The 23970-nt window shown below is 57.6% G+C and carries 20 protein-coding genes; 14 read left to right on the forward strand and 6 right to left on the reverse strand.

Annotated features, from left to right (window positions below; translation table 11 throughout):
- Positions 1–137 precede the first annotated feature (137 nt).
- The 7 genes from ACYVHC_RS10980 to ACYVHC_RS11010 all read left to right on the forward strand — a co-directional run bounded on the left by ACYVHC_RS10980 (position 138) and on the right by ACYVHC_RS11010 (position 6906).
- On the forward strand, positions 138–971 hold the full coding sequence (locus ACYVHC_RS10980; protein ID WP_460613769.1) for a phosphosulfolactate synthase: 834 nt from the start codon (positions 138–140) through the stop codon (positions 969–971).
- A 90-nt stretch (positions 972–1061) separates the two neighbouring features.
- On the forward strand, positions 1062–1979 hold the full coding sequence (locus tag ACYVHC_RS10985) for an alpha/beta hydrolase (protein WP_460613770.1): 918 nt from the start codon (positions 1062–1064) through the stop codon (positions 1977–1979).
- A 90-nt stretch (positions 1980–2069) separates the two neighbouring features.
- Entirely contained in the window at positions 2070–3413 is a 1344-nt protein-coding gene (locus ACYVHC_RS10990) for a PQQ-dependent sugar dehydrogenase (RefSeq protein ID WP_460613771.1), read from the forward strand.
- Between the two features lie 162 nt (positions 3414–3575).
- Complete coding sequence (locus ACYVHC_RS10995) at positions 3576–4487, forward strand: TraB/GumN family protein (protein ID WP_460613772.1); 912 nt, start codon at positions 3576–3578, stop codon at positions 4485–4487.
- Between the two features lie 183 nt (positions 4488–4670).
- Positions 4671–5330: a spermidine synthase gene (locus ACYVHC_RS11000; protein ID WP_460613773.1), complete on the forward strand. Its 660-nt coding sequence runs from the start codon at positions 4671–4673 to the stop codon at positions 5328–5330.
- A gap of 83 nt (positions 5331–5413) precedes the next feature.
- Positions 5414–6070, forward strand: a complete 657-nt coding sequence (locus tag ACYVHC_RS11005) for an SNARE-associated domain-containing protein (RefSeq protein ID WP_460613774.1) — start codon at positions 5414–5416, stop codon at positions 6068–6070.
- Positions 6071–6162: 92 nt separating this feature from the next.
- On the forward strand, positions 6163–6906 hold the full coding sequence (locus ACYVHC_RS11010; protein WP_460613775.1) for a shikimate dehydrogenase family protein: 744 nt from the start codon (positions 6163–6165) through the stop codon (positions 6904–6906).
- Positions 6907–6991: 85 nt separating this feature from the next.
- Here the strand turns inward: ACYVHC_RS11010 and ACYVHC_RS11015 are convergent, their stop codons facing one another.
- From ACYVHC_RS11015 to ACYVHC_RS11030, 4 genes are all read right to left on the reverse strand, one after another.
- Entirely contained in the window at positions 6992–9481 is a 2490-nt protein-coding gene (locus ACYVHC_RS11015; protein WP_460613776.1) for a TonB-dependent receptor, read from the reverse strand.
- Positions 9482–9712: 231 nt separating this feature from the next.
- On the reverse strand, positions 9713–12271 hold the full coding sequence (locus tag ACYVHC_RS11020) for a TonB-dependent receptor (RefSeq protein WP_460613777.1): 2559 nt from the start codon (positions 12269–12271) through the stop codon (positions 9713–9715).
- A 234-nt stretch (positions 12272–12505) separates the two neighbouring features.
- Positions 12506–13357 (reverse strand): ABC transporter permease, encoded by an 852-nt coding sequence (locus ACYVHC_RS11025; RefSeq protein WP_460613778.1) that lies wholly within the window; start codon positions 13355–13357, stop codon positions 12506–12508.
- A 48-nt stretch (positions 13358–13405) separates the two neighbouring features.
- Entirely contained in the window at positions 13406–14344 is a 939-nt protein-coding gene (locus ACYVHC_RS11030; RefSeq protein WP_460613779.1) for an ABC transporter ATP-binding protein, read from the reverse strand.
- Between the two features lie 241 nt (positions 14345–14585).
- Between ACYVHC_RS11030 and ACYVHC_RS11035 the strand changes: the two genes are divergently transcribed.
- Both ACYVHC_RS11035 and ACYVHC_RS11040 read left to right on the forward strand, forming a co-directional pair.
- On the forward strand, positions 14586–15860 hold the full coding sequence (locus tag ACYVHC_RS11035) for a sensor histidine kinase (RefSeq protein WP_460613780.1): 1275 nt from the start codon (positions 14586–14588) through the stop codon (positions 15858–15860).
- Positions 15861–15904: 44 nt separating this feature from the next.
- Positions 15905–16648 carry a LytR/AlgR family response regulator transcription factor gene (locus ACYVHC_RS11040; protein ID WP_460613781.1) on the forward strand — a complete coding sequence of 248 codons (744 nt, stop codon included), beginning with the start codon at positions 15905–15907 and terminating at the stop codon, positions 16646–16648.
- An 87-nt stretch (positions 16649–16735) separates the two neighbouring features.
- Here the strand turns inward: ACYVHC_RS11040 and wrbA are convergent, their stop codons facing one another.
- Positions 16736–17347, reverse strand: coding sequence for an NAD(P)H:quinone oxidoreductase (gene wrbA / locus ACYVHC_RS11045; protein WP_460613782.1), 612 nt, complete (start codon positions 17345–17347; stop codon positions 16736–16738).
- Positions 17348–17847: 500 nt separating this feature from the next.
- Here wrbA and ACYVHC_RS11050 point away from each other — a divergent pair, with 500 nt between their 5' ends.
- The 5 genes from ACYVHC_RS11050 (at position 17848) to uvrB (ending at position 23103) form a co-directional block, all read left to right on the forward strand.
- On the forward strand, positions 17848–18474 hold the full coding sequence (locus tag ACYVHC_RS11050; protein WP_460613783.1) for an RNA polymerase sigma factor: 627 nt from the start codon (positions 17848–17850) through the stop codon (positions 18472–18474).
- Positions 18455–20080 carry a hypothetical protein gene (locus tag ACYVHC_RS11055; protein ID WP_460613784.1) on the forward strand — a complete coding sequence of 542 codons (1626 nt, stop codon included), beginning with the start codon at positions 18455–18457 and terminating at the stop codon, positions 20078–20080. The genes ACYVHC_RS11050 and ACYVHC_RS11055 overlap by 20 nt, the downstream gene beginning before the upstream one ends.
- 26 nt (positions 20081–20106) lie before the next feature.
- Positions 20107–20472, forward strand: a complete 366-nt coding sequence (locus ACYVHC_RS11060; RefSeq protein WP_460613785.1) for a DUF6970 domain-containing protein — start codon at positions 20107–20109, stop codon at positions 20470–20472.
- Between the two features lie 49 nt (positions 20473–20521).
- The gene (locus ACYVHC_RS11065) at positions 20522–20938 is read left to right on the forward strand and encodes a hypothetical protein (protein ID WP_460613786.1); all 417 of its coding nucleotides are present in this window, start codon (positions 20522–20524) and stop codon (positions 20936–20938) included.
- A 128-nt stretch (positions 20939–21066) separates the two neighbouring features.
- A complete protein-coding gene (gene uvrB / locus ACYVHC_RS11070; RefSeq protein ID WP_460613787.1) occupies positions 21067–23103 on the forward strand; it encodes an excinuclease ABC subunit UvrB in 2037 nt (678 codons plus the stop codon).
- A 120-nt stretch (positions 23104–23223) separates the two neighbouring features.
- Here uvrB and ACYVHC_RS11075 read toward each other — a convergent pair whose 3' ends face one another.
- Entirely contained in the window at positions 23224–23934 is a 711-nt protein-coding gene (locus ACYVHC_RS11075; RefSeq protein ID WP_460613788.1) for an HAD family hydrolase, read from the reverse strand.
- Between the last annotated feature and the right edge of the window lie 36 nt (positions 23935–23970).

The raw sequence follows: 23970 nt of genomic DNA on the forward strand, positions 1-23970 counted from the left end.
AATGGGGCCCAGGCCCCAGCCCTTTTGTGAACGGTTACAGAATTCGGGCGTACTTTTGGCCCTAGTGTCGAGGCTGTTTAGTTGTGGCGCCAGATACTACATTCCTGTTGACCTTACGTCCTTTAAGACCCTAGAGAATGAATTACAACCTGAATCAACTCCCCGAACGGACCGAAAAACCCCGCGAGCAAGGCTTTACCATGGTAATGGATAAAGGCCTCAGCGTACGCGAAACAGAAGACTTTCTGGAAGTGGGAGCGGCCTACACGGACATTGTGAAGCTGGGCTGGGCGACGTCCTACGTCAATCCTAACCTGAAGCGCAAGCTGGCCGTGTACAAGGAGGCGGGTATTCCGGTGTACTTCGGCGGAACGTTGTTTGAGGCGTTTATTATTCGCAACCAGTTCGATGATTATCGTCGGTTGCTGGAAGAATTCGGAATGGAATACGCCGAGGTGTCAGATGGCTCCATTGACCTGAACCACGACAAGAAACTGGAGTTTATCCGCACCCTTTCCCAGGATGTGAAGGTGCTGTCGGAGGTAGGCTCAAAGGATGCCGAGAAAATCATTCCGCCCTACAAGTGGATTTCGCAGATGAAAACGGAGCTGGAAGCCGGCGCCGTTAAAGTTATCGGTGAGGCTCGCGAGGCAGGTAACGTAGGCTTGTTCCGGAGCACCGGTGAGGTGCGCTCGGGCCTCGTGGAGGAAATTCTAACTCAGATTCCGTTCGAGAAAATCATTTGGGAAGCGCCCCAGAAAGCGCAGCAAGTGTGGTTTATTAAGCTGTTGGGCGCCAACGTGAACCTGGGCAACATTGCGCCCAACGAAATCATTAGCCTCGAAACCATTCGGTTGGGCCTGCGCGGCGACACGTTCACGGACTTCCTGGACATGGACGCGGTTGACGAGATGTTCAAGCCGGAGCCCAAAGTATCGGGCAAGCCCGGTACCTCCATGCCCCGCGGATAGAAGCTACTAGGTGCCCCTATCCCTAAGACCGTCATGCTTCGACTAACGTAGCATGACGGTCTTTTTAGTATTAACACTTACCACTTTGTGATGCTGTTACGGCTAGTGATGTTATGGTTTGCGCTGCTGAGCGCCCTAGGAACGCAGGCGCAGAAAACGCCACGAGTGGAGCATTTGGCAGGCTTTCCATCGAAGTTGGTGAAGCCGCGCAACGTGGATATCTGGCTGCCGCCTGGCTACCCGAAGCCGGGTTACCGCTACCCCGTGCTGTATATGCACGATGGGCAAAACCTGTTCAACCCTAAAACTGCCTACGGCGGCACGGCTTGGGAAGTAGACAGTGCCCTGGTGCAACTGGCAGGGCGCGGAACTGTGCGGGAATGCATTGTGGTGGGCATCTGGAATACGGAGCTGCGGTTTCAGGAATACACGCCGGCCAAACCCTACTACCTCCTTCCCGAAGCGCAACGTGCCAAGCTGGCAACCGAACGAGCCGGCGCGCCGTTGTCGGACGCCTACCTGCAGTTTCTGGTAACGGAGCTCAAGCCCTACCTCGATCAGCACTACGCCACCAGCCGCAAGCGCACCGATACCTTTGTGGCCGGCTCCAGTATGGGCGGCCTGATTTCGCTGTACGCCGCGTTGGAATACCCTAAAGTGTTTGGCGGCGCGGCGTGCGTTTCTACGCATTGGCCCCTGAGCTTAAAGGAAAACTCGTCGGCTTTCACGGAGGCTATGCTGGCCTACCTGGATAAAAACTTGCCGAAGTCGAATCGGCGGGCGCCTAAGCTATACTTCGATTACGGCACCACTACCCTTGATGCGTGGTATGAAGTGCACCAGCTGCGGGTAGATAGCTTGTTGCAGGCTAGAGGCTACTCCGCGCGAAACTGGATGACGCGCAAATACGAAGGCGCCGCCCACAACGAAGCTTCCTGGCAACAGCGGCTGCCCGTGCCCCTGGAGTTTTTGCTGGCCCCACCGTCCCAACGCAAGCGTAAACTCTAGCCCCGAAGCCAACCTGAACAGCAGCAAAGCAGTAAGAGAAAAGCCCAGCCTTAACCGGTTGTGCTTTTGTGGACTTCTATTCTTACTGTAATGAACCGAATTATTCCAGGCTCTGCATTGGCCCTGCTGGCGGGAGTTGTGGCCTCCTCGTGCAGCGGCCCTTCCAAGCAAGAAAAGGCCGAAGCGGCCGCGACAACTCCCGCCACTACGGTTGCTACGGAGGCTACCCCTGTGAACTTGCCCAAGCCCTATGCTACAGAATCGAAAACGAAACGCAGCAAAGTAATTGGCTGGCCCGCGGGCAAAATGCCTACGGCTCCGGCCGGCTTCGTGGTGACGAAATATGCCGATGGCTTTGAGAGTCCGCGCAATACGTATGTGCTGCCCAACGGAGACGTGCTGGTAGCCGAGTCCAACACCATTCCGAACGACGCCAAGAAAAAAGTGGTGGCTGCGCTGGACCTGGATCCTTCCCGCTCCTTGCGGGCAACCAGTGCCAACCGCATTACCCTGCTGCGCGATGCTAACCAGGACGGCAAGCCGGAAACCCGCGAAACGTTTCTGGCTAATCTGAACCAGCCCTTCGGGATGCTGGTGCTGGATAAGTATTTCTACGTAGCCAATACCGACGGGGTGTGGCGCTACCCCTACCAACCGGGGCAAACCAAGATTACCGGAAAGGGCGAGAAAATCATGACTCTGCCCGCGGGCGGCTACAACAACCACTGGACGCGCAACCTGCTGGCTGGTCCCGATGGCAAGAAGATATACGTGTCGGTAGGCTCGGCCTCCAATGTGGCGGAGCACGGCATGAAAGAAGAAGAGCGCCGGGCCAATGTGCTGGAAATCAACCCTGATGGTAGCGGTGAGAAAGTGTATGCCGCCGGCCTGCGCAACCCTGTGGGCCTCGATTGGGCGCCGGGTACGCAAACCCTGTGGGCCGCCGTAAATGAGCGCGACGAGCTTGGCGACGAACTTGTGCCCGATTACCTGACCAGTGTGAAACCCGGCGCGTTCTATGGCTGGCCCTACTCGTATTTCGGGCAGAACGAAGACCCGCGCCGCAAAGGCGAACGGCCCGACTTGGTACAGAAAGCCGTAGTGCCGGAGGTGCCGCTGGGCCCGCACACTGCTTCGCTAGGCTTAGCTTTTTACAAAGGGCAGGCGTTTCCGGCGCAGTACCGTAGTGGCGCGTTCATTGGTCAGCACGGCTCCTGGAACCGCTCAGAGTTTTCGGGCTACAAGGTGGTGTACGTGCCCTTTGAAGGCGGTAAACCCAGCGGCCCGATGCAGGATTTCCTGACAGGCTTCATTGCCAACCCCAAAGAAAAAGAAGTGTACGGTCGGCCCGTAGGCGTTACGGTGCTCCCGGATGGCGCCCTGCTGATAGCCGATGATGCCGCCGATACACTCTGGCGCATAGCTGCGAAGTAGTTTAAGGCCAGTTGATGCCTAGTACTCGGCCTCCTGCTGCATCTGCGGCAGGAGGCCGTTTTGGTAGCTGCCGCTTGTGACTGTGGTTCAAAAAATAGCCTGTACGCTACTACTAGCTGCTTGCAGGTGAGCAACCTGCTGGGAAACGATTACCTTGCCTCTATGAAGATGCTACGCCAAACTGCTCTAGCGGCTGCCCTGCTGCTTGCTTCGCTTGCCAGCCAAGCCCAGAAAGTAAAAGTCAAGACCAAACCAGGCGACAAAACTACCGTGGCGGCCCCGGTGAATGCACTGCTATGGGAAGTGTCGGGGAAAGGCCTGGCGCAGCCTTCGTACCTGTACGGCACCATTCACCTCATTTGCCCCCAGGATTTGCAGCTGACGGAGCCGCTTAAGCAGGCCTTTGCCCGCACAAAGCAGGTAGTGATGGAGCTTGACATGGATAGCCCCACCATGATGCAGGAAATGCAAGCCGGCATGATGATGACCGACGGCCAGACCTTGGAAAAGCTGCTTTCTGCCGCCGACTACGCCCGTGTAGGCGACTACCTGAAAGCCAAAGCCGGTATTCCGATTGCGCAAATCGGGATGCTGAAGCCTTTCATTGTGAGCTCTCTGCTGTATCCGGCTATGCTGGGCTGTACGCCAGCCAGCTACGAAACCACCTTCGTGAAACTGGCTCAGGAGCAGCACAAGGAAGTAACCGGCCTCGAAACGGTGCAGGAGCAGCTCGGCTTCTTCGATAAGATTCCGTACGCAGTGCAAAGCAAAATGCTCACGGATATGGTGCTGAAAGAAGCCGAAGCCCAGCAAGAATTTCAGCAGTTACTAGCCCTCTACAAAGCGCAAAACGTGGAAGAGCTGCGCACCATGAGCAGCAAAAGCTCGTTCGGGTTTCAGGAATATGAGCAGATGCTGCTAGATAGCCGCAACCAGCAGTGGATTGCCCGCATGGAAAAGCAGGCTACCGCACAACCTACGTTTTTCGCCGTGGGCGCTGCTCACCTCGGCGGGCCACAAGGCATACTAAATCTGCTGCGCCGGCAAGGCTACCAGGTAAAGCCGGTGCAGTAGCACCCAGCATACGGGCGCCAACAGGCACCAACGCAACACACATACAAGCTAAAGCCGAAATGGTTGGCGCGCTAAGTAGGGGTAGTACCTCCTTGGTCAGTACGCCAGCTGTTTCGGCTTTGGGTTGTGGCGGGGCCTAGTAAACGGCACGTGCTAAAGCCGAAGGCCGTATGTTTGTCGTTCATGAACAAGCTGCTGACGTCACTTCGGTATTGGTTGAGCTACGCTATGCCCCTGAAGCGACAGGTGCCGTCGCGCTACAGCAACTCCCTGATGGTGCGCCTGCACCAGGGCCGCAAAACCCTCGATACGGAGCTGGCTAACTACAGCTACGGCCCCTTGCAACAAGTGCTTCGCTACGGGCTTCGGTTCACGGATACTAAGCCCCATACACCGGTACTCGTGCTGGGTATGGGCGGCGGCTCAGTTATCGAAACGCTGCGGCAGGAGCACCGGCATACTGGCCCTATCACGGCCATTGAGCTGGACCCGGCGGTGGTGGAGCTAGCGGCGGCTGAGTTTGGCATCCGGGAAGATGCGCAGCTGCACATCATCTGCACCGATGCCTTTGCGTGGCTACCTACGGCCCCAACAGCCGCCTACGGCCTGATTGTTATTGACCTGTTTATTGACCTTACGCTCCCGAAGGGGCTAGCAACACCTGAGTTCTGGCAGGAAATACGGCGTGTGCTACAGCCTGAAGGTGCTGTACTCTTCAACACGCTGGTGCAGGCGCCCCTGTATATCAAGGAGCAGGAAGTCAGTCTGTACTTGCTGGAGCAGGGATTTGGAGTGAAAGAAGTGGAGGTGGAGTACAACCGCCTACTGGTGGTGCGTGACTAGGGCCGAATTATCATCAAACCTACCTGCCAACCTAGAAGCTACAACGCAGAAACCCCTTTCTTTGTAGGCTCAACCCCCGCTCTATGGAAATTCTGAAGCATCTGCTTGACTTTATTCTGCACCTCGATAAGCACCTAGCTGAAATTATTCAGGATTATGGCGCCTGGACCTACGCCATTCTCTTCCTCATCATCTTCGTCGAAACCGGCGTAGTGGTGCTGCCCTTCCTGCCCGGCGACTCCCTTCTGTTCGCAGCGGGCACTTTGGCAGCACTTCCTAACTCTCCCCTCAATGTGTTGACTATGATGGGCCTGCTGATTGTGGCCGCTGTGCTTGGCGACGCCCTCAACTACCACATTGGTGACTATTTGGGGCCGCGTGTATTCCGAGAAAACTCCCGGTTTTTAAAGCGTGAACATCTCGAAAAAACTCAGGCTTTCTACCAGAAGCACGGCGCCAAAACCATTATTATAGCCCGCTTCATCCCAATTATCCGCACGTTTGCACCCTTTGTGGCTGGGGTAGGTACTATGAAGTACACCAAGTTCCTTTCTTATAACGTAGTGGGCGCGGTTCTGTGGGTAGTACTTCTCACAGGGGCTGGCTACTTTTTAGGGAGCATACCATGGATTCAGCGCAACTTTGGACTGTTCACTATAGGTATTATTGTAGTGTCAGTACTGCCGGCAGTATGGGAGTTTGTAAAAGCGCGCCAGAAGCCACGCCAGCCCGTAGCATAACGGGTATTGTAACAAATTAAGAAAAGCCGCCTCCGCCCGTTTGGGTTGGGGCGGTTTTTTTCGTTGCTTTCCAGTGTAATTACTCGTGCGTTATGCCTGAATTCGGACTGCTTGGCCGCTCCCTGCGTCATTCCTTTTCTCAAACCTATTTTACCCAGAAATTTCACAATCTGGAGTTGCCTGATCATCGGTACGAACTGTTTGAGCTGACGACGCTTGACGAGCTACCGGCCCTGTTGGCCAGCCATCCGGAGCTACGTGGCCTCAACGTAACCATTCCGTACAAAGAGCAGATCTGGCCTTTTCTGGATGAAGTGGCTTCATCGGCGGCCAGGGTGGGTGCAGTGAATGTAGTGGAGTTTAAGGCCGATGGTCGCCTAGTAGGCCACAACACCGATTATTTGGGCTTCCGCGAATCGGTGCGCACGTTTCTGCCAGCAGGGGAGCTATCCACGGTTCGGGCATTGATACTAGGTAGTGGCGGTGCCTCCAAGGCCGTGGAGGTTGCCCTGCGCGAGTTAGGCGTGGGGTACTGGGTAGTGTCTAGGAATCCGCTGGGCTCAGGGCTCACGTACGAGGAACTGACGCCACGCCTGTTGCAGGAGCACCAGCTTATCGTCAATACCACGCCCCTGGGCACCGTCCCGAATGTGGAAGAGTGCCCGCCCATCGACTACACGGCACTTACTACCCAACATTACCTCTACGACCTCATCTATAACCCCAGCGAAACCGAGTTTATGAAGCGCGGCGCGGCGGCCGGGGGCCAAACCAAAAATGGGTTTGAAATGCTCTGCCTTCAGGCCGAAGCCGCTTGGAAGATCTGGCAGGGCTAGCAAACACATTCCTCAAACAAACCACAAAGGCCCGACTGAAGTGTTCCAATCGGGCCTTTGTGCTTTGCTTGAGTTCCTGAGTTTGCTAGCCTCCGGTGGTGCTGCTACCCTGTTTGGAGTCGTCGTTGCGGATGGTGCGACGCTGGCGCTGTCCGCTGCCATCTACCTTCCCGAAGCGGTAGTTGAAGGCCAGGCGCACGGAGCGCTGGTACTGATAGAAGCTGCTGGCACTGCTGAATTGCTCTGTAACGGTAGTGCTGCGGAACTCGCGGCCGGGCGAGAGAAAGTTGTTGGCACCCAGCGTCAGGTCGGCTTTCTCTTTAAGTAGCATGCGCTTCATACTCAGGCCATAGTATATCCCGCCCGAGTAGCGCGTCTGGAGCTGCACGCCGCCCGTCCAGAAGCCACCGTAGCCTTGCAGCGTATAGTTTTTAGCAAACTTCAACGACGAGTTCAAATTCGTGAACATGGAAATGCGGCTGCTGGTACGGTTCAGAGCCACACTGTTCAGGCGCGTATAGTCGGCGCTAATGTTGCTGCTGATGTTCCAGTCTTTGGTAGGCTTCAGCGAGCCGTAGAGGTTCAGGCCGTAAGTTGAGTTGGTAGCCAGGTTACCGAAGGTGGTTTCGGAGCGGGCCAGTTCCTCATTGTAGCGGTAAAACTGCTCAATAGAGTTGCCCGTGTGGCGAATGTACGTGGACACGTTCAAGGAGCTTTTGTCGCCGTAGGTGCCGTAGCTTAGCTCATATGAGTCTGTTAGCTCGGGGCGCAGCTCCGGGTTGCCGTACTGAATGCTGTTGGGCGTAATCTGGTTGACGTAGGGGTTGAGATAGTACACGTGCGGGCGCTGAATGCGGCGCGAGTAGCTGAAGCGCAGGGTTTGACCGTCCTTCTTGAGCGTGCGGGTCGCGCTCAGGTTCGGCAGCACATTCAGGTAGTCGTTTTCAAAGCGGCTTTCCTCGCCCTGAAACTCGCCGGCAATGGCGGTTCGCTCCAGGCGCGTGCCTAAGCTAAACGAGTACTTCTTGCCCAGCGCAAAGTTGTAGGTGCCGTACGCGGCCAGCACGTTCTGGCTGTAATCAAAGGCATTCGAGCGGCGTAGGCTGCGCGTGAAGTCGGCTTGCCTGGCCACTAGCATGGTATCCAGGGTATAGTTGCTGAGTACTTGGCGGCGGATGAGCTTGGCGCCCGTTTCCAGGGTGTTCTTTTCGCTGAGCGGGTGCGTGTAGTCGGTTTGGAGCGTGGTTTCCAGGTTGCGGGCCAGGTTGGCGCTTTGCTCGCGGTATTCCAGCGGGCCACCCAGAATATCAGCTGCGCCATATTGGTCGAGGCGGTAGTTCTGGTTATTACGGCTAACCGTATGCTGGGCTAGCACCGCCCATTCGCGGCGCGGCTGGGCCTCGCCAAACGTGCGGGTGTAGCCGGCGTTCAGGTCGTAGTTGCGGCTTTCACCACCCCGGTTAATGTCGCGCGCATACAGCGTATCCAGCTGCGGCTGCCCAAGGTACTGGTTAAACAAGCTTTGCGGTGAGCGGCTGCTATACAGGTTGCCGTTGCCGCTCAGCGTGAAGCCGTGCAGCGGCGACGGGTCGTAGGTAAGCTCCATCTGGCCGTAGCCGCCCTCGCCAATGTTCTTGGACTCGGTGCGCTCCGTGAGCTGTCCGCTGGCGCCGCCCGCCAGAAAATCGGTGCGGGTGTTGTTGCTCTTGTACGGGTACACATTATGGAATGCGCTGAGCTTGGTGTTCACGCCAAACTTGCCGCGCCGCGCGTTCAGGCTGCCGTTCAGGCCCTGGTTTCGGTTGCCGGTGTTAGCGCCCAAGCTGCCGTTCACGCCCTGTAGGCTGCTTTTTTTCAGTACAATATTGATAACGCCACCGGAGCCCTCGCCATCGTACTTCGCCGAGGGTGCCGTAACTACCTCAATGGCCTTGATCTGGTCGGCCGGAATCTGTTTGAGGGCTTCCGCCAGGTTGCCGGAAAGCAGGGCCGAGGGCTTGTTGTTGATGAGGATACGCACGTTGCTGGTCCCGCGCAGCTGCACATTGCCGTCGCCGTCGAGGTTAACCATGGGCGTTTTGCGCAGGATATCGGCGGCCGTACCGCCGGCGTTGGTCGCATCCTGGTCGGCATTGTATACCAAGCGGTCGGGCTTGGTTTCTATCACGGGCCGCTCGCCAGTTACCGTCACGCCCGCCAGGTTCTGGGCTGAGGCCGCCAGAGAAATTGTGCCCACATCCAGCGCCTGCTCCGTGAGCGTAACGGCCTGCACCAGGCTGGCATAGCCCACAAAACTTACCTGCAACCGATAAGAGCCACTAGGCAGGTTCTTGAGCTCAAACTGACCTTGCTCATCACAGGTGCCACCCGTAATGGGGGTAGTGCCGGCGGCCGGTAGCAGCGCCACAGTAGCAAACTCCACAGGTTTTTGAGTAGCCGCATCCAGCACCCTTCCGGTAAGGCGGCCAATGCCCTTCGCGGGGCTAGCAGGGCTAGTAGCAGTAGTGGGGGTTTGCGCCCGAACACCAGGCACGGCTAACACGGCCAGCAATAGCAGGGTAGCGTATTGTTTCATGTATAGAGAAAAAGAAAACGATAAAGCACTGGTAGCACGCAGGCCTAAGAACACCGCATAGAGTCCCGCCCGCAGTAATCGGTGGCAGAACGTATCAAAGCTACTTTGTATTTTCTCTACTGTCGTGATAATTCAACCGAATGCCATAAAAATGAAAAGAGCCACAACGCACGGGTTATGGCTCTTTTGCGAAAGGGGGTTTCTGGCTTGCGGTGGGCTAGTAAGTAGGGGCTATGGTTGGCCTTGGCCCTGACCTCCTTCACCCTGCTTGGCGTCGTCGTTGCGGATGCTGCGCTTGGGGCGCTGGGGCTGGGCCGTTACCTTACCGAAGCGGTAGTTAAAGGCCAGGCGCACGCCGCGCAGGTAGATGTAGTTGTTGCTGATCTGGCGGAACTGGTCGGTGTTCAGCTCGCTGCTCAGGTTGCGGGTGGCGCTCAGGAAGTTGTCGGCGTTCAAGGTCAGGTCGGCCTTATCCTTGAGCAGGTTTTTGCGCAGGCCCACCGAGTAGAATGTCCAGGCGGCTTGCTTGCCCTGCAGCTGCACGCGCGGCGAGTTAAGGCCTCCATAAAACTGCAGGCTCACACCCTTCTCAAATTTGTAGCCCGAGTTCAGGTTCATGCTGTACATCACGCCGTCGTTGCTCAGGCCCAGGGCCGGGCTTTTCAGCGACACGTAGTACACGTTCAGGTTGCCGCTTACATCCCACTTCGGCACCGGCTTCACCGAGCCAAACAGGCTTACGCCGTAAGTAGCGTTGCGACCGATGTTCTGGAACGTCTGGGTATTTACGCCCGTCGTCTCGTTTACTTCCCGCACCGCCTCAATAGCGTTGCCCGTGCGCCGCACATACCCCGACATGTTCAGCACGGAGCCTTTGATGAAGGTAGTGTAGTTCAGCTCGTAGCTGTCCGTCAGTTCAGGCTCTAGCTCCGGATTGCCCTGGCTCACGTTCAGAGAATCGGAGGTGTTGCGGAAGGGGTTGAGGTAGAAGATCTGGGGGCGCTGAATGCGACGTGAATACGCCAAGCGCAGCGTTTGACCCGGTTTCTTGGGGTTCTGCGGCTGGAAGCTCATGCTCAGGTTAGGCAGAAAGTTGAGGTAGTCCTGCTGTACGCCCGATTTTTCATCTTCCTGCTGCTGGAAGTTTCCATTTATGCGCGTGTTCTCTACCCGTGCACCCAGCTTAAAGCTCACTTTCTTCGAGGCCGAAAACCCGTAGGTGCTGTAGGCAGATACTACATCCTGGTTGTAGTCGAAGAGGTTGGAGCGGTTGGGGTTGTATACGGGGGGTAGCCCGTCAAACACATCATAGTCGCTGCTCACGCGGCGCAGAATGGCTTTAGCACCAGTTTCCAGCAGGGCCGTTTCCGAGAAGGGGTGGGCGTAGTCAGTTTGCAGCGTGGTTTCCAGGTTGCGGGCCAGGTTGTCGCTCTGCTCCTGGTAGGTAATGTCCTGGTCTTGCTCTGAGCGACCCAGGAACTGGTCCAGCTCGTATTCCTGCACGTTGCGGTTGCGCGTGTGCTGGGCCAGCACGCTCCACTCGCGGCGCTTTTGCTCAAAGGTGCGGGTGTAGGAGCCGCTCAGGTCGTAGCTCTGGGTCCGGAACTTGCGGTCGGTGTCGCGGGAGAACTGGTTGGCCTGCGGAAACAGCACATTGTTGAATTGCTGGTAGTCGCCTTTGTTGCGAAACAGGTTGCCCTGCACACTCAGCGTAAGGTTGTGGTACTGAGCCGGGTCATAATCAAGACCTAGGCGCCCGAAGCCGCCGCCGCCCAGCGTGTTGCCATCACCATCCTGCTCCAGCTGCTTTACCTCGGTGCCACTAGGGTCTTTGAGGTAGCGAACCAGGTCGTTGCGGTTGGGACTGTAGAAGGCAAACCCGCTCACGGAGCTGGTCAGGCCTACTTTGCCTTTGCGGTAGTTTACGGAGGCGTTACCGTTAGAGCTCCGTGTGCCCGCCGCTAGGCCCACCGAGCCGTTCAACCCCTCCAGGTTGTTCTTCTTCAGAATAATGTTGATGATGCCGCCCGTTCCTTCCGCATCGTACTTCGCCGAAGGGGTCGTAATTACCTCCACGCTCTTGATTTGGTCGGCCGGAATCTGCTTCATGGCATCGGCTACCGAGGAAGCCACAATGCCTGAGGGCTTGTTGTTGATAAGCACGCGCACGTTGCTGGTACCGCGCAGCTCCACGTTGCCATCGGGGTCGACGTTTACGAGGGGCACTTTGCGCAGTACATCAGCAGCCGTACCGCCGGAGTTGGTCAGGTCCTTATCGGCGTTATACACAATGCGGTCGGGCTTGGTTTCCACCACATCCCGCTCGCCGGTTACCGTTACCTCGCCTAATTTCTGAGCGGTAGAGGCCAGTTGTACTGTAGGCACGTTAGTGAGGCCCGTTCCGATGGTGACGTTGCTGGTTTGGGTAGCATAGCCGATAAAGCTGATTTGCACGCGGTACTCGCCGGCAGCTAGGCCTTTCAGCACGAAGCGGCCCCGCTCATCGCACACGCCACCATCTAGGGGTGTGTTGCCGCTTAGGGGCAACAGCGCTACGGTAGCGAACTCCACGGGCTTTTTGGTGGTGGCATCCAGTACGGTGCCTTCCAGCCGCCCGGCGCCTTTGGGTGCTTCGGGCAGCACGGGCCGGGCCGGAGCCGCACCAGCTCCGGCTGGCATTCCCGCTGGCCGCTGACCAGCCGCCGGTGCAGTGGCTGGCGGAGCCGTTTGGCCAAAAACCGGAGCCGAAAGCAGGCCCGTTAGCAGCAGAGGAAGGGTAACGTGTTTCATGAGAATAAAAATGGGTATCGATACAAAGTGACGCCAGCCAGCCCAGAAAGAGGAATGAAAGTGGCTGAAGCGACAGAAACGAATGCTGAACTGTAGGGGAAAGGCTAGCTGTTTGCGCCTTGTTGGGTTAATGACCACAAAGCTCCGGCAGCGTTGTCAAGCTGAACTATATATTCAACCAACCCGATGATTTGTGCCGCCAACGCCTCCGGACTCGCGCAGTTTCGGGGGAGGCTAGTTGGTGGCGTTGCGGCGGTAGAGGAGCACATAGCCCAGGAGCAGGACCCCGCCAAACCACGCCAGGCTGTACCATTCGTGCTTGGCTAGCTCATGCGCAACCTCTAGGCCGCCCAGCTTGGCCGCCTTCATAGCCATGGTAGTGGCCAGGGGCGAGGAGTACGGGATTTTATCCACGTGCTCCCAAGAAAGCAGGGCAATAGTAGCCACCACGGCGCCCATGCCTACCCCCACCGGCACCACAAACGAGCGCCAGTATAAGCTCACGATATACTGCACCGCCAGTAGGCCCAGCGTAGCCACAAAGGTCCGGACCAACATCCAGGAAACGGCCTCCATCGGAAGCGAGTACGACTGGAAACCCAGCTTAGGCCGGAGCAAAATCAGCAAGCCGCCCGCGCCAAACAGTAAGGCCACAAACAGCACCAACGACACCGCATTCAGGGCCAGAATCAGGAGAAGCTTCGAGCCGAACACCGCCCCGCGGCCCACGGGCTGCGCGTACAGGTGTTTCCAGGCAGTAGCTTTCGTTTCAATGTTCACCACCAGGCTCGTGAGCAGCACCACAAATAAGGGCAGCAGTAGCGTACCCGCCGTTTGCCACGCCATCGAAATAAACTGCGGCCAAGGGTCGCCGCCCGCTTTCAGAATGACATGGCCTTTAAAGAAGAAAATCAAAAACGTAATCAGGACCGGGAAGGCCCCGCTTAGCAGCGCTAGCCGCAGGGCAGCTGTTCGGCGCAGTTTTAGGGTATCGGCGCTGAGGCTACGGCTGAGCTGGGTGAAGGGGCTAGGTGCTGCGGGCAGCGTAGTAAAATCAGGCAGTGTAGTAGTCAGGGTAGGGTTCATAGCAACGAAAGGGCTAGGGATACAGCGGGAGAGAAAAGGATAGGGGGGTTACTTCACCAGTTCGGCTTTGGCCTCGGTGAGGTGCAGGAAAGTGTCTTCCAGGCTAGGTTGCTCTTGGCGCAGGCCATAAAGCGGCTGGCCGGCCGCTACAAGGGCCGCTGCCAACTCGGCGGTTTGCTCCCGCGAAAGCCAGGGCAGCCACAGTGTATGGGCGCTTATTACCGTGGCGTTGCCTAGTAACCGGGGCAGCAGGTTGCGGCAGGTTTCAGCGTTTTCGGTTTCCAGCACCAAGCGGCCCTTGCCGGTTTGCAGCTGCTGCAACTCCGTGAGGCTGCCCTGGAATACCAGCCGGCCCTCCTGAATGACGCCCACGTGGGTAGCTACCTTCTCAATTTCGTTGATGAGGTGGCTGCTGACCACAATGGTTTTGCCGTGCTCCTGCCGCAGGTGGCGCAGCAGCTCCCTCATTTCAATAATACCATTGGGGTCGAGGCCGTTGGTGGGCTCATCCAGAATCAGCAAATCGGGGTCAGAGAGCAAGGCAATGGCCAAGCCCAGGCGCTGGCGCATGCCTAAGGAGTATTCGCGAGCGGGGCGGTGGGCGTTATCAGTAAGCCCTACTAGGCGCAACACCTCGGCGGTGCGGGAAGCGGCTACTCCGCGCAGGCGGCGGGTGGCTTCCACGTTTTCGCGGCCCGTGAGGTGGTCATAGAGGGAGGGGTTTTCGATAAGCGCACCTACCCGGTCAAGCAAGGCCACGCGGTGCCGGGCCAAATCATGCCCAAACAAATGCACCGAGCCACTTGCCGGCCGCAGCAGGCCTAGCAGCAACCGCATGGTAGTGCTTTTGCCGGCCCCGTTGGGCCCCAGAAAGCCGTAGATGCTGCCGGCCTCAACCCGCAGGTTTACATCGTGCAGGATAGGCCGCGAGCCAAAGCGGAAATCGAGGCTGCGGGTTTCAAGTAGCGGAGTAGTGTCAGGAAGCATAGTGTAGTGAATCAGTGTGGACGGCAGCAAACATAGCTGGCCTGGTATATCGGCCGGGCGCTATTCAACCAACCTCTACTGCTAACCCTGTAACAGCTTCTTTTTCTGGCTGAACCATGGTTTGGGAGCCGCCAAGGGCTTCAGAACGAGTTAGCCGCCTGCCAACAGGCGTTGGTGGGGCAGGGGAGCGGGTTGATTGAAAAGAAAGGCCTAGCAGCAGCCGCAGGTTGTAGTTTTAAGCATGGAAGTATCGTCTGTTTCCGCTGCTGCTCCTCTGTCGAAAGAAGCAGCCGTGCCGCGCTCGGCTAGCTGGCGGGCGCGGCTGCGGCCCTTGTTGCGCCCTGCTAATTGGCCGGCCGCGCCGGAAGTCAGCCCCATTCCGCGCTGGGTTCATGCGCTGCTGTGGCTGTGGCTGTTGGGGCTTGATGCGCTGAAGCTCAGTACCAACCTTGCCACGCTGGGGCACATGCCGGCCACCTCGGCGGAGTGGCAACCACTGCTTCCGCTGCTGGGCCGCTTGGCGCTGGAAGATATGTGCGGAGCGCTGCTCTTTTACCTGACCTGGAGCTGGCTGATACCGCGCACGCTGGGCCGGGCCCGGGTGGCGTACTACGTACTATTGGCAGCCATACTGGTGCTTCCGTATGCCGCCCTTATTGGCTGGATTACCACCCAAACGTTCCGCAAAACTCCGCAGATGGTTGCGGCTGCCAATGAGGCGAAGAGGAAAGCCATTGCCGCCGGCGCCGACCCCAAAAAAGCGAACAAGGAAATGCCGGAGCTTTGGATGCGCATTGTTAGCTCTGGTATTGTGGGCGTATTTATTGTAGGGAGCAGCTCGGCCCTGCGCGTTACCGGCGACTATATCCGGGGGCAGCGCAACCGCCGCGAAATGGAGCGCCAACAGCTGCTCACGGAGCTGGCTATGCTCAAAACCCAAATCAACCCACACTTCCTGTTCAACACGCTCAACAACATCTACTCTCTCACCAGTCGGAAGTCAGATAAAGCGCCAGAAGCCGTGCTGCGCTTGGCCGAAATCATGCGCTACCTGCTCTACGAGAGCAGCACCGATACCGTCCCGCTCAGCCGGGAGCTGGCCCACCTGCGCAGCTTCCTCGACCTGCAGCGCCTGCGCCTCTCTGCCTCGGCGCAGGATGCCATCCAATTTGATGTTTCGGGCACTTCCCCCGATTGCGCCCACCCCATTGCGCCGTTGTTGTTGCTGCCGCTAGTAGAAAACGCCTTCAAGCATGGCGACCTCACGGCCCGACCGGTGGCGGTACACATCTCACTGGTGCTCTCGGAAGATGGGGAGTTGCGCTTTTCAGTGCTCAACCACGTGGCCCCTGCTGATGCCGAGCGCGAGTTGCCCCGCCAGCCGGGCGGTGTAGGACTCGTAAACCTCTCGCGGCGCCTGGAGCTGCTGTATCCGGGGCGCTACACGCTGCAGGTGCAAACTCCCCCCGGTCAGCACCTCGTGACGCTGGTTCTGGCACAGGAAGTTGTGGCCTGAGCTAAATATCAGCACCTTAGCTTATTCAAAAAGTAGCTATTCATATGACCTGCGCTATTCTCGACGACGAACCCCTGGCCCTGGATTTATTAGCCGATTACTGCGCCCAAGTGCCTGGCCTGGAGCTAGTAGGCCAGTTTGATGACGCTCTCGTGGGCCTTGCTTTTTTGCAGGATAACCCCGTGGACGTGGTCTTTCTCGATATTCATATGCCGCGGCTCACGGGGGTTCAACTTGCCCAATTGCTGCCCCAGCCCGGCCCGCGTGTCATCTTCACTACTGCCTACGACCAGTACGCCGTGCGCAGCTACGAGCTCAACGCCTCTGATTATTTGCTCAAGCCTATTGCCTTCGAGCGGTTTGTGCAGGCCGTTCAGAAAGTGCGCCAGCAGCTAAGCGCCTCGGTTGCTGCTACCTCCGCCGCCGCGCCAAACCCTGCTGCCACCCTCGAAACGCACCCCACCGCCCCCGATGCCATGTTTGTGAAAAACGAGCACCGGCTGCAGCGCGTCGCGTTTGATGATATTCTCTACATCGAGGGCATGAAGGAGTACCTCATGATTTATACCACCACCGGTAAGGTGCTCACGTTGCAGTCGTTCCGGAGGGTCGAGGAAGTGCTGCCGCCCGACCGGTTTGCCCGCATTCATAAGTCGTACCTGGTGGCTCTGAGCAGGATTGAGCACGTGGAGCGCGGCAAAGTGCAGGTGGCCGGCCGCCTGCTGCCCATCGGCGACACCTACCGCGACTCATTTAATAGCCTGATTAAAGCTTACAACCTGCTCTAGGCACTGCTAGCTTGTAAACCGTAACGGCCGCTCTCCCAGGGTTAACCCCAAGGAAAGCGGCCGTTACGGTTTATCTTCTGGTGCTACCTAGCGCGCCAGTTTGCTGGCAATTTCAGCGGTGTATTTGCCCTGGTGGCGGGCTCCTTCCAGCTCATTGGCGCTCGGCTGTCGCTCGCCCTGGCCGCCGGCCACGGTGCTGGCACCGTAGGGCGTGCCACCGGTTACTTCCTCGTGGCCCATTTGGCCCTGCCACGCGTAAGGCAGGCCCACAATCACGCAGCCGTGGTGCAGCAAGGCCGTGTGCAACGCCCGAATAGTGGTTTCCTGTCCGCCATGCTGCGTAGCCGTGCTCACGAAAGCACCCGCCGCCTTGCCGATCAACTTGCCCTGTGCCCACAATGCGCCCGTCGAGTCGAGGTAGGCCTGAATCTGGCCGCAGGCGTTGCCGTAGCGCGTTGGCGTTCCGATGATGATGGCGTCGTAGTCGGCCAGCTCCTCGGGGGTAGCCACCGGCACGTGCTCAAACGCTTTCTGGGCCTGAGTTGCGCCAATTTTATCGAGCAGGGCAGCAGGCAGCGTTTCCGGTACACGCTTTACCACTACTTCATTGCCAGCAACTTCGCGGGCGCCTTCGGCAATAGCCTCGGCCAATTTCCAGACGTGGCCATACGTGGAGTAAAACAGGACAATCGTTTTCATAAGCAGGAATTGGGTATGGTGAAAATGGGAAGCAAAGCGGGTAAACAGGCCTTAGGCCTCGGTTCAACCTCAACAGTGTATTCTGTTACGAACAATAGTTATGAGAGGGTAACATAGAGGCGGCTTGTTAATCAATGTTAATACATGGGTTATCTGGTTAAGGTTGTTGATTTGTTTATTTTTAAGAACTAGAATTCCTGCTTCGGCCCTATTTGTAGCGGTTACGAAAAAACACTAGCCCGTATGCAACCTTCAACCGCTTGGGCGGCCTCTTACCAGCACAACCTTCCTTTCCAGGGTGAAGGATTATTGACTTATTTCTATCCGACTTTGCAGCTTATGCAGCATTCTTACTTGCGCGGAACTCAGCCTCACAGGGGGCAAGCCGCTGGTGAGCACCTTAACGCCGGAACCTGCCAGGGCCGGAACTCCCAATGAGCGCCCTTTCGGCGGCATTGGCAGGAGGCGGGCTGCGCAGCCTGTTGCCAAGCGGTGCCACTATGGCACGCTCCGAGTCCGTATCCCCGTCGTTAGCCGCTCCTGTGCGTACCCTGACCCCGCCTTCCCAGCTCTCCGATCTGGAGCTGATTGATGGCTGCCTCGCTGGTAGCCGCCTGATGCAGAAGTACCTGTACGAACGATTCGCGAGCCGCATGATGGCCGTGTGTCTGCGTTACGCCCAAACCACCTTTGAGGCCGAAGACGTGTTGCAGGAAGGTTTTCTGACGGTATTTAAAAATCTGGCCAGCTTCCGCCGCGAGTGTCCGCTGGAATTTTGGATTCGCCGTATCATGGTCAACGCCGCCCTCCGCCAGCACCGCCGCAACGCGCCGTTGGTAGCCGTAAGCGACGGGGGCGAATACCCCGAAGACCTGGCCGGCGAAGAATTCACGCTTTCTAATTACAATTTCGAGGAGCTGCTGAACATGATTCAGGACCTCGCACCGCGCTACCGCATGGTGTTTAACCTTTTCGCCATTGAAGGCTACGGCCACAAGGAAATCGGCGAGATGTTGAACATCTCGGAGGGTACCAGCAAGTCGCAGTACTCTAGAGCACGGGCCATTTTGAAAAATAAAATCGAGCGTCTCGACGCCCACCGCACACATGGCAGCATCCGCTCCTAATAATACGCCCAACACTCCCGATCAGCGCCCCACCGGCGACCTGGAGCACCTGTTTCGGCAGAAATTTGCCGAGGCTGAGGTAACTCCGCGCGCCAGCTTCTGGGACCAGCTCGACCATGAGCTGGTGGTACAGCAGAACGAACAGGTAGTGCAGGAAAACGTGGTATTCCGCCGCCGCCTCGTGGTGCACCGCTGGGTAGCCGCCGCCTGTTTGCTGCTGGCCCTGGGCTTTGGTGGCTGGGCCCTACTCTGGCAAACCGGCCAAACCTTTGGCCCGGAGCTGGCAACTACCTCTCCAGCTACTTCTGCTGAAGGTGGTGCCAACGGAACTGCCCAACTACCGCAGGCGGGCGCTGTGGCCAGTGCTTCAGGTTCCGAAGGCTCCCGTGGTGCCGGCGCTGATTTCTTGGCTGCATATGACCAAGCCACCTCTGGCGCAACGGGCTCTGGTGCTACTTCCGACGCCGCGCTTGCTGATCGTTTCAATAATGCAGTGGCTAGTTCCGCTTCGCCTGCATCGTCGGGCGGGGTAGCGGGTTTGCTGGGCAGCCTCTACTCAGCTTCGGATTCTGAGGCAGCTAGTAGCCGGAGCGCCGGTTCGTACTCCAATGGTCTGGCGGCCTTGTTCGCCAGCGGTTCGGGGTCAGGAAATGAAGGATTCCAGGGCGGTTATGGCAGCGTGGAAAACCGCACCGCCCAGCTGCGCCGCCTGCTAGGTAGCCTAGCCCGCCCCGATACGCTGAAGCCTTCCTTGCTGGCCGCACCGCAGCTGGCCGCCGCTAGTAAAGAGCTGGCCGCTGTGGAGCCGGAGCGCAAAGAAACCCCAAAGCTGTGGCGTCGGCTGCGCCTGGGTGGTGGCTATGCAGTGGGTAGTTATAACCCGAACATCAATTTCTCGCACACCGATGGCCGCCTGGCCGCTGACCCCGTAACCAACGCCCTGCGTAATTATTACCAAGACGACGCCGAAAACGAATACCGCCGCAACCTGCGGGCCGGTGTCAGCCAGCGCGTGGCCCTGAAAGCTTCCTACGCCCTCAACGACCGGTGGACCTTGCTTTCCGGCGCTGAAGTAGCTGATCAGCGTGCCACTTCGGCCACTACCTATGGCTTTGTTGATGGCAAGCAGGTAGGCCGCGAAGCTGCTGACTTGTTTAGCCGCCCAGCCGTTGCTATGTCCTACTCGCCTCAGCCTCGTACCACTTCCTATCGGTATCGGACGGCTTCGGTTCCGGTAGAAGTGCGCTATGGCTCGACCAAACCGGGCGTAACGCTCTATGCCAAAGTAGGCGCGGCCGTAGGCTTGCTGCTGAACAGCCGCTCGGAGTTGGAAGGCTCACCAGAAGCTACCCGCACCTACACTCTGCGGTCTGCTGAGTCGCCGTACAGGCACGTGCTGACCTCGGTGCGCGGTGGTGCCGGGGTGCGCTATCAGCCAGCGGCGGCAGCCTGGAACCTGGTGGTAGGCCCCGTAGCAGAAGCTGGCCTCACAACCCTCAATGCACACCCCAGCCAGCGCCCCATGAACCAGAGTCGGCCTTATAGCCTCAGCCTGGAAGCCAGCGTGGAGTTTGGCTCCGTGAAGCCCCAGCCAGTTGCTCAGTAGTACCGGCCTAGTGCCTTTTACCCTATATGAACCGCTTTTTTACCTACGCGTTGTTGTGGCTACTGCCGTTGGCTGGGGCTACTTCCTGCTCTACCTCTCTGGAGGATGTAAACTTGGCTTGCCCTAGTAACTTCTCCGATACTCTTATTGAGCAGCTCAAGCAAAAGCCTAAGCAAACTCCGGCGGCGGAGGTAACCCAATACACTTACAAAGGCAAAACGGTATATCTGGTAACGGGCGGTAGCTCCACCAACTACAGCTACCTGTTTGATGCCTGTGGCAACGTGCTGTGCGCCGCCGCCGGGGGCGCCAGCAACTACGGCGACGGCCGCTGCACCGATTTTGCCACCGCGGCCACCAACCCGGTTCTGATCTGGCGCGACCCGCGCTAGGCCTCAGGTCGGTACGAACCGTTTTGTTTTACTTTTTGCAGGAAAGACGATGAAAGCGCTTCTCTTTTGGTTGGCCTTAGGCAGCACGCTAGGCCTAGTACAATGCAAACACGAAGCGGCAGCTCCTGCTGATGGTGCCGTGCAGCTTCGGGCCACCGAGAGCAAAGCCGTGCGTGCCAGCGACAAAACCGTTGAGCTTACGCTGCTCAATATTTCTGATTCCCGTTGCCCAGCCAACACCGACTGTATCTGGCAGGGCCAGGCCAACGCTACAGTGGAGGTGCGCGGTTCACTAGGTGGTCGTCAAGCCGCAACCCTATGTCTGGGCGCCTGCAAAAACGACTCAGCAGCCGTGGAAGTAGATGCCGTGCCGTATTGGGTGCATCTGGAATCTGTAGAACCCTACCCTTCTGTTGCCAACCAGGCCGAGCCCAAAACTGCCACGTTCCGCCTTACACGCCGCTAACCGAAGCATTCATCCCAAGCTTACAAAAAACCTGTTCCTTGTCCGGACGGGTTTTTTTGGTTCCAAGAAACCTCCTCATCTGGAAATGAGTTATCATAGGCTACCCTTTCTGGCCTATATTTCCCTGTATGCACTACCAACTGACCTCAGAATTCAAACCAACCGGCGACCAGCCGCGGGCCATTGCCCAACTGGTAGAGGGCGTGAATAACGGCGAGCCGGCGCAGGTACTGCTCGGGGCCACGGGTACGGGCAAGACCTTCACGATGGCCAACGTTATTGCCCAAACCGGCAAGCCTGCCCTCGTACTTTGCCACAACAAAACTCTGGCGGCCCAGCTCTACGGTGAGTTCAAGCAGTTTTTCCCCAATAATGCCGTCGAGTACTACATCAGCTACTACGACTACTATCAGCCCGAAGCTTACATTGCCAGCACCGACGTCTTCATCGAGAAAGACCTGGCCATCAACCAGGAAATCGAGAAGTTGCGCCTGCATACTACCTCTACGCTGCTCAGCGGCCGCCGCGATGTAATTGTCATTGCGTCGGTGTCGTGCATCTATGGTATTGGTAACCCCGAGGAGTTTGGTAAAAACGTGATTTACCTGGCCCCCGGCCTGCGGTACTCGCGCAACAACCTGCTCTATTCCTTTGTCCAGATTCTGTATTCGCGCACCGAGACGGAGTTCACGCGTGGCACGTTCCGGGTGAAGGGCGACACCGTGGATTTGTTTCCGGCCTACGCCGATCACGCCTACCGTATTTTCTTCTACGGCGACGAAATCGAGGCCATTCACAAGATTGACCCCGTCAGCGGCAAGAAGCTCGCCGATGAGAAATCCGTGACGCTCTACCCCGCGCAGTTGTTCGTAACCGGCAAGGATACGCTCAACCAGGCCATCAAGGAAATTCAGTTCGACATGGTGCAGCAGCACGCGTACTTCGAGAAAGAAGGGCGCGACTCTGAAGCCAAGCGCATTATGGAGCGCACCGAGTTCGACCTGGAAATGATTCGGGAGCTAGGCTACTGCTCTGGTATTGAGAACTACTCCCGCTATTTTGATGGCCGCCAGCCCGGCTCCCGGCCCTTCTGCCTGCTCGATTACTTCCCCGACGACTACCTCTTGGTAGTAGACGAAAGCCACGCCACCATGCCCCAGATCCGGGCCATGTGGGGCGGCGACCGGAGCCGTAAAACGGCGCTTGTGGAGTACGGCTTCCGGCTTCCCTCGGCCATGGACAACCGCCCGCTCACGTTTAATGAGTTTGAGGGCATGGTACGCCAGGCCGTGTTCGTGTCGGCTACGCCCGCCGATTATGAGTTGACGCAGGCGAATGGGGTAGTAGTGGAGCAGATTATTCGGCCCACGGGCCTCTTGGATCCTGAAATTGATATCCGCCCCAGTACCAACCAGATTGACGACCTGTTGGACGAGGTGGATAACCGCGTGAAAATGGGCGACCGGGTGCTGGTAACTACCCTTACCAAGCGCATGGCCGAAGAACTCCAAAAATATATGGAGCGCTTGGGCATTAAGTCTAGCTACGTGCACTCCGATGTGAAAACGCTGGACCGCGTGGAGATTCTGCGCCAGTTGCGCCTTGGCGAAATTGATGTGCTGATTGGCGTAAACCTGCTGCGCGAAGGCCTTGACTTGCCGGAAGTAAGCTTGGTAGCCATTCTGGACGCCGATAAAGAAGGCTTTCTGCGCGACCAGCGCAGCCTGATCCAGACGATGGGCCGCGCCGCCCGAAACGACCGGGGCAAGGTGATTATGTACGCCGACCGCATTACGGGCTCCATGCAACGCGCTATTGATGAAACCAACCGCCGTCGCGCCACCCAGCTGGCCTACAACGAGGAGCACGGCATTACGCCCCGTACCGTTCGGAAGTCGCGGGAGGCCATCATGGAGCAAACGTCCTTGTCCGACTACCGCATTGTGGAAGCGCAGGCCTACATTGGACCAGACTCGGATACGACGATGGCCATTGCGGCTGAGCCAGTGGTGTCCATGATGAGTAAGGTTGATCTGGAAAAGCTTATTAAGCAGACCGAAAAGCAGATGGAAGCCGCCGCCAAAGACCTCGACTTCTTGACCGCCGCCAAGCTCCGCGATGAACTAGCTGGCCTCAAGCAAGTGCTTAAAACCAAGCGCGACTAGCCCAGGTTACTAGCCAAACCACAAAACCGGCCCGGTCAAAGCTCTACTCTAGAGTTTTAACCGGGCCGGTGTTATTTTAAGGAAGGTACTAGCCCCTGCATCGGGCGCAACTGTATGGTATCAACGACCAGCTTGCTCAGCTATGTAAGCGGGCACTTCGGCTAGGGAGGAAAGCTGTTTGAACTCAACACCTACCAGGTGTTCCGCCGCTACTTCTTCCATAATCCAGGTGGTATAGTAGGGGATATGTACCGCCTGGGCACCTAGTCGGGCTACCGGCAGTACATCTGATTTCAGCGAGTTGCCAATCATCAGAAACTCGGCGGGCGCCACCTGGTAGCGGGTTAGGATGCGGCTGTACGTCGCCTCATTCTTCTCGCTTACAATCTCCACATGGTCAAACAAGTCGCCCAGGCCGGAGCGAGCCAGCTTGCTTTCCTGGTCGAACAAGTCGCCTTTCGTAACCAGCATCAGTGGGTAGCCTTGCTGCTTAAGGGCACCTAGTACTTCCGGCGCTGCGGGCAGCAACTCAATAGGAAAGTCGAGCAAGCGCTTGCCGTGGTCTAGTATCTGCTGAATCTCGGAGCCCGTTACGGCACCATCGGTCAGCTGAATTACCGACTCAATCATCGACAGCATAAACGACTTGGCGCCGTAGCCAAACAGCCGCATATTCTGCTGTTGCACCTCATTAAAGCGGCTTCCTATTACACTAGGCTCGCCATAATGGGTAAGCAATTCGTAGAGTCTCGCCTCCGCATAATCGAAGTGAGGCTGGTTCGGCCAGAGGGTATCGTCGGCATCGAAAGCAATAAGGCGGGGAGCAGGCACTGCGCAGTAAGGTGAGGTTAGAAGCACAAAGTTATC

This window comes from Hymenobacter seoulensis (genome assembly GCF_054780535.1).

Excerpts from the sequence above, each read along its gene's own strand:
- ACYVHC_RS11065 (WP_460613786.1), top strand. The coding sequence starts at position 20,522 with ATGAAAGCGCTTCTCTTTTGGTTGGCCTTAGGCAGCACGCTAGGCCTA.
- ACYVHC_RS11035 (WP_460613780.1), top strand. The coding sequence starts at position 14,586 with ATGGAAGTATCGTCTGTTTCCGCTGCTGCTCCTCTGTCGAAAGAAGCA.
- ACYVHC_RS10995 (WP_460613772.1), top strand. The coding sequence starts at position 3,576 with ATGAAGATGCTACGCCAAACTGCTCTAGCGGCTGCCCTGCTGCTTGCT.
- wrbA (WP_460613782.1), bottom strand. The coding sequence starts at position 17,347 with ATGAAAACGATTGTCCTGTTTTACTCCACGTATGGCCACGTCTGGAAA.
- ACYVHC_RS10990 (WP_460613771.1), top strand. The coding sequence starts at position 2,070 with ATGAACCGAATTATTCCAGGCTCTGCATTGGCCCTGCTGGCGGGAGTT.
- ACYVHC_RS10985 (WP_460613770.1), top strand. The coding sequence starts at position 1,062 with ATGCTGTTACGGCTAGTGATGTTATGGTTTGCGCTGCTGAGCGCCCTA.
- ACYVHC_RS11005 (WP_460613774.1), top strand. The coding sequence starts at position 5,414 with ATGGAAATTCTGAAGCATCTGCTTGACTTTATTCTGCACCTCGATAAG.
- ACYVHC_RS11060 (WP_460613785.1), top strand. The coding sequence starts at position 20,107 with ATGAACCGCTTTTTTACCTACGCGTTGTTGTGGCTACTGCCGTTGGCT.
- ACYVHC_RS11030 (WP_460613779.1), bottom strand. The coding sequence starts at position 14,344 with ATGCTTCCTGACACTACTCCGCTACTTGAAACCCGCAGCCTCGATTTC.
- ACYVHC_RS11015 (WP_460613776.1), bottom strand. The coding sequence starts at position 9,481 with ATGAAACAATACGCTACCCTGCTATTGCTGGCCGTGTTAGCCGTGCCT.
- ACYVHC_RS11040 (WP_460613781.1), top strand. The coding sequence starts at position 15,905 with ATGACCTGCGCTATTCTCGACGACGAACCCCTGGCCCTGGATTTATTA.
- ACYVHC_RS10980 (WP_460613769.1), top strand. The coding sequence starts at position 138 with ATGAATTACAACCTGAATCAACTCCCCGAACGGACCGAAAAACCCCGC.
- ACYVHC_RS11055 (WP_460613784.1), top strand. The coding sequence starts at position 18,455 with ATGGCAGCATCCGCTCCTAATAATACGCCCAACACTCCCGATCAGCGC.
- ACYVHC_RS11010 (WP_460613775.1), top strand. The coding sequence starts at position 6,163 with ATGCCTGAATTCGGACTGCTTGGCCGCTCCCTGCGTCATTCCTTTTCT.
- uvrB (WP_460613787.1), top strand. The coding sequence starts at position 21,067 with ATGCACTACCAACTGACCTCAGAATTCAAACCAACCGGCGACCAGCCG.
- ACYVHC_RS11025 (WP_460613778.1), bottom strand. The coding sequence starts at position 13,357 with ATGAACCCTACCCTGACTACTACACTGCCTGATTTTACTACGCTGCCC.
- ACYVHC_RS11000 (WP_460613773.1), top strand. The coding sequence starts at position 4,671 with ATGAACAAGCTGCTGACGTCACTTCGGTATTGGTTGAGCTACGCTATG.
- ACYVHC_RS11050 (WP_460613783.1), top strand. The coding sequence starts at position 17,848 with ATGGCACGCTCCGAGTCCGTATCCCCGTCGTTAGCCGCTCCTGTGCGT.
- ACYVHC_RS11020 (WP_460613777.1), bottom strand. The coding sequence starts at position 12,271 with ATGAAACACGTTACCCTTCCTCTGCTGCTAACGGGCCTGCTTTCGGCT.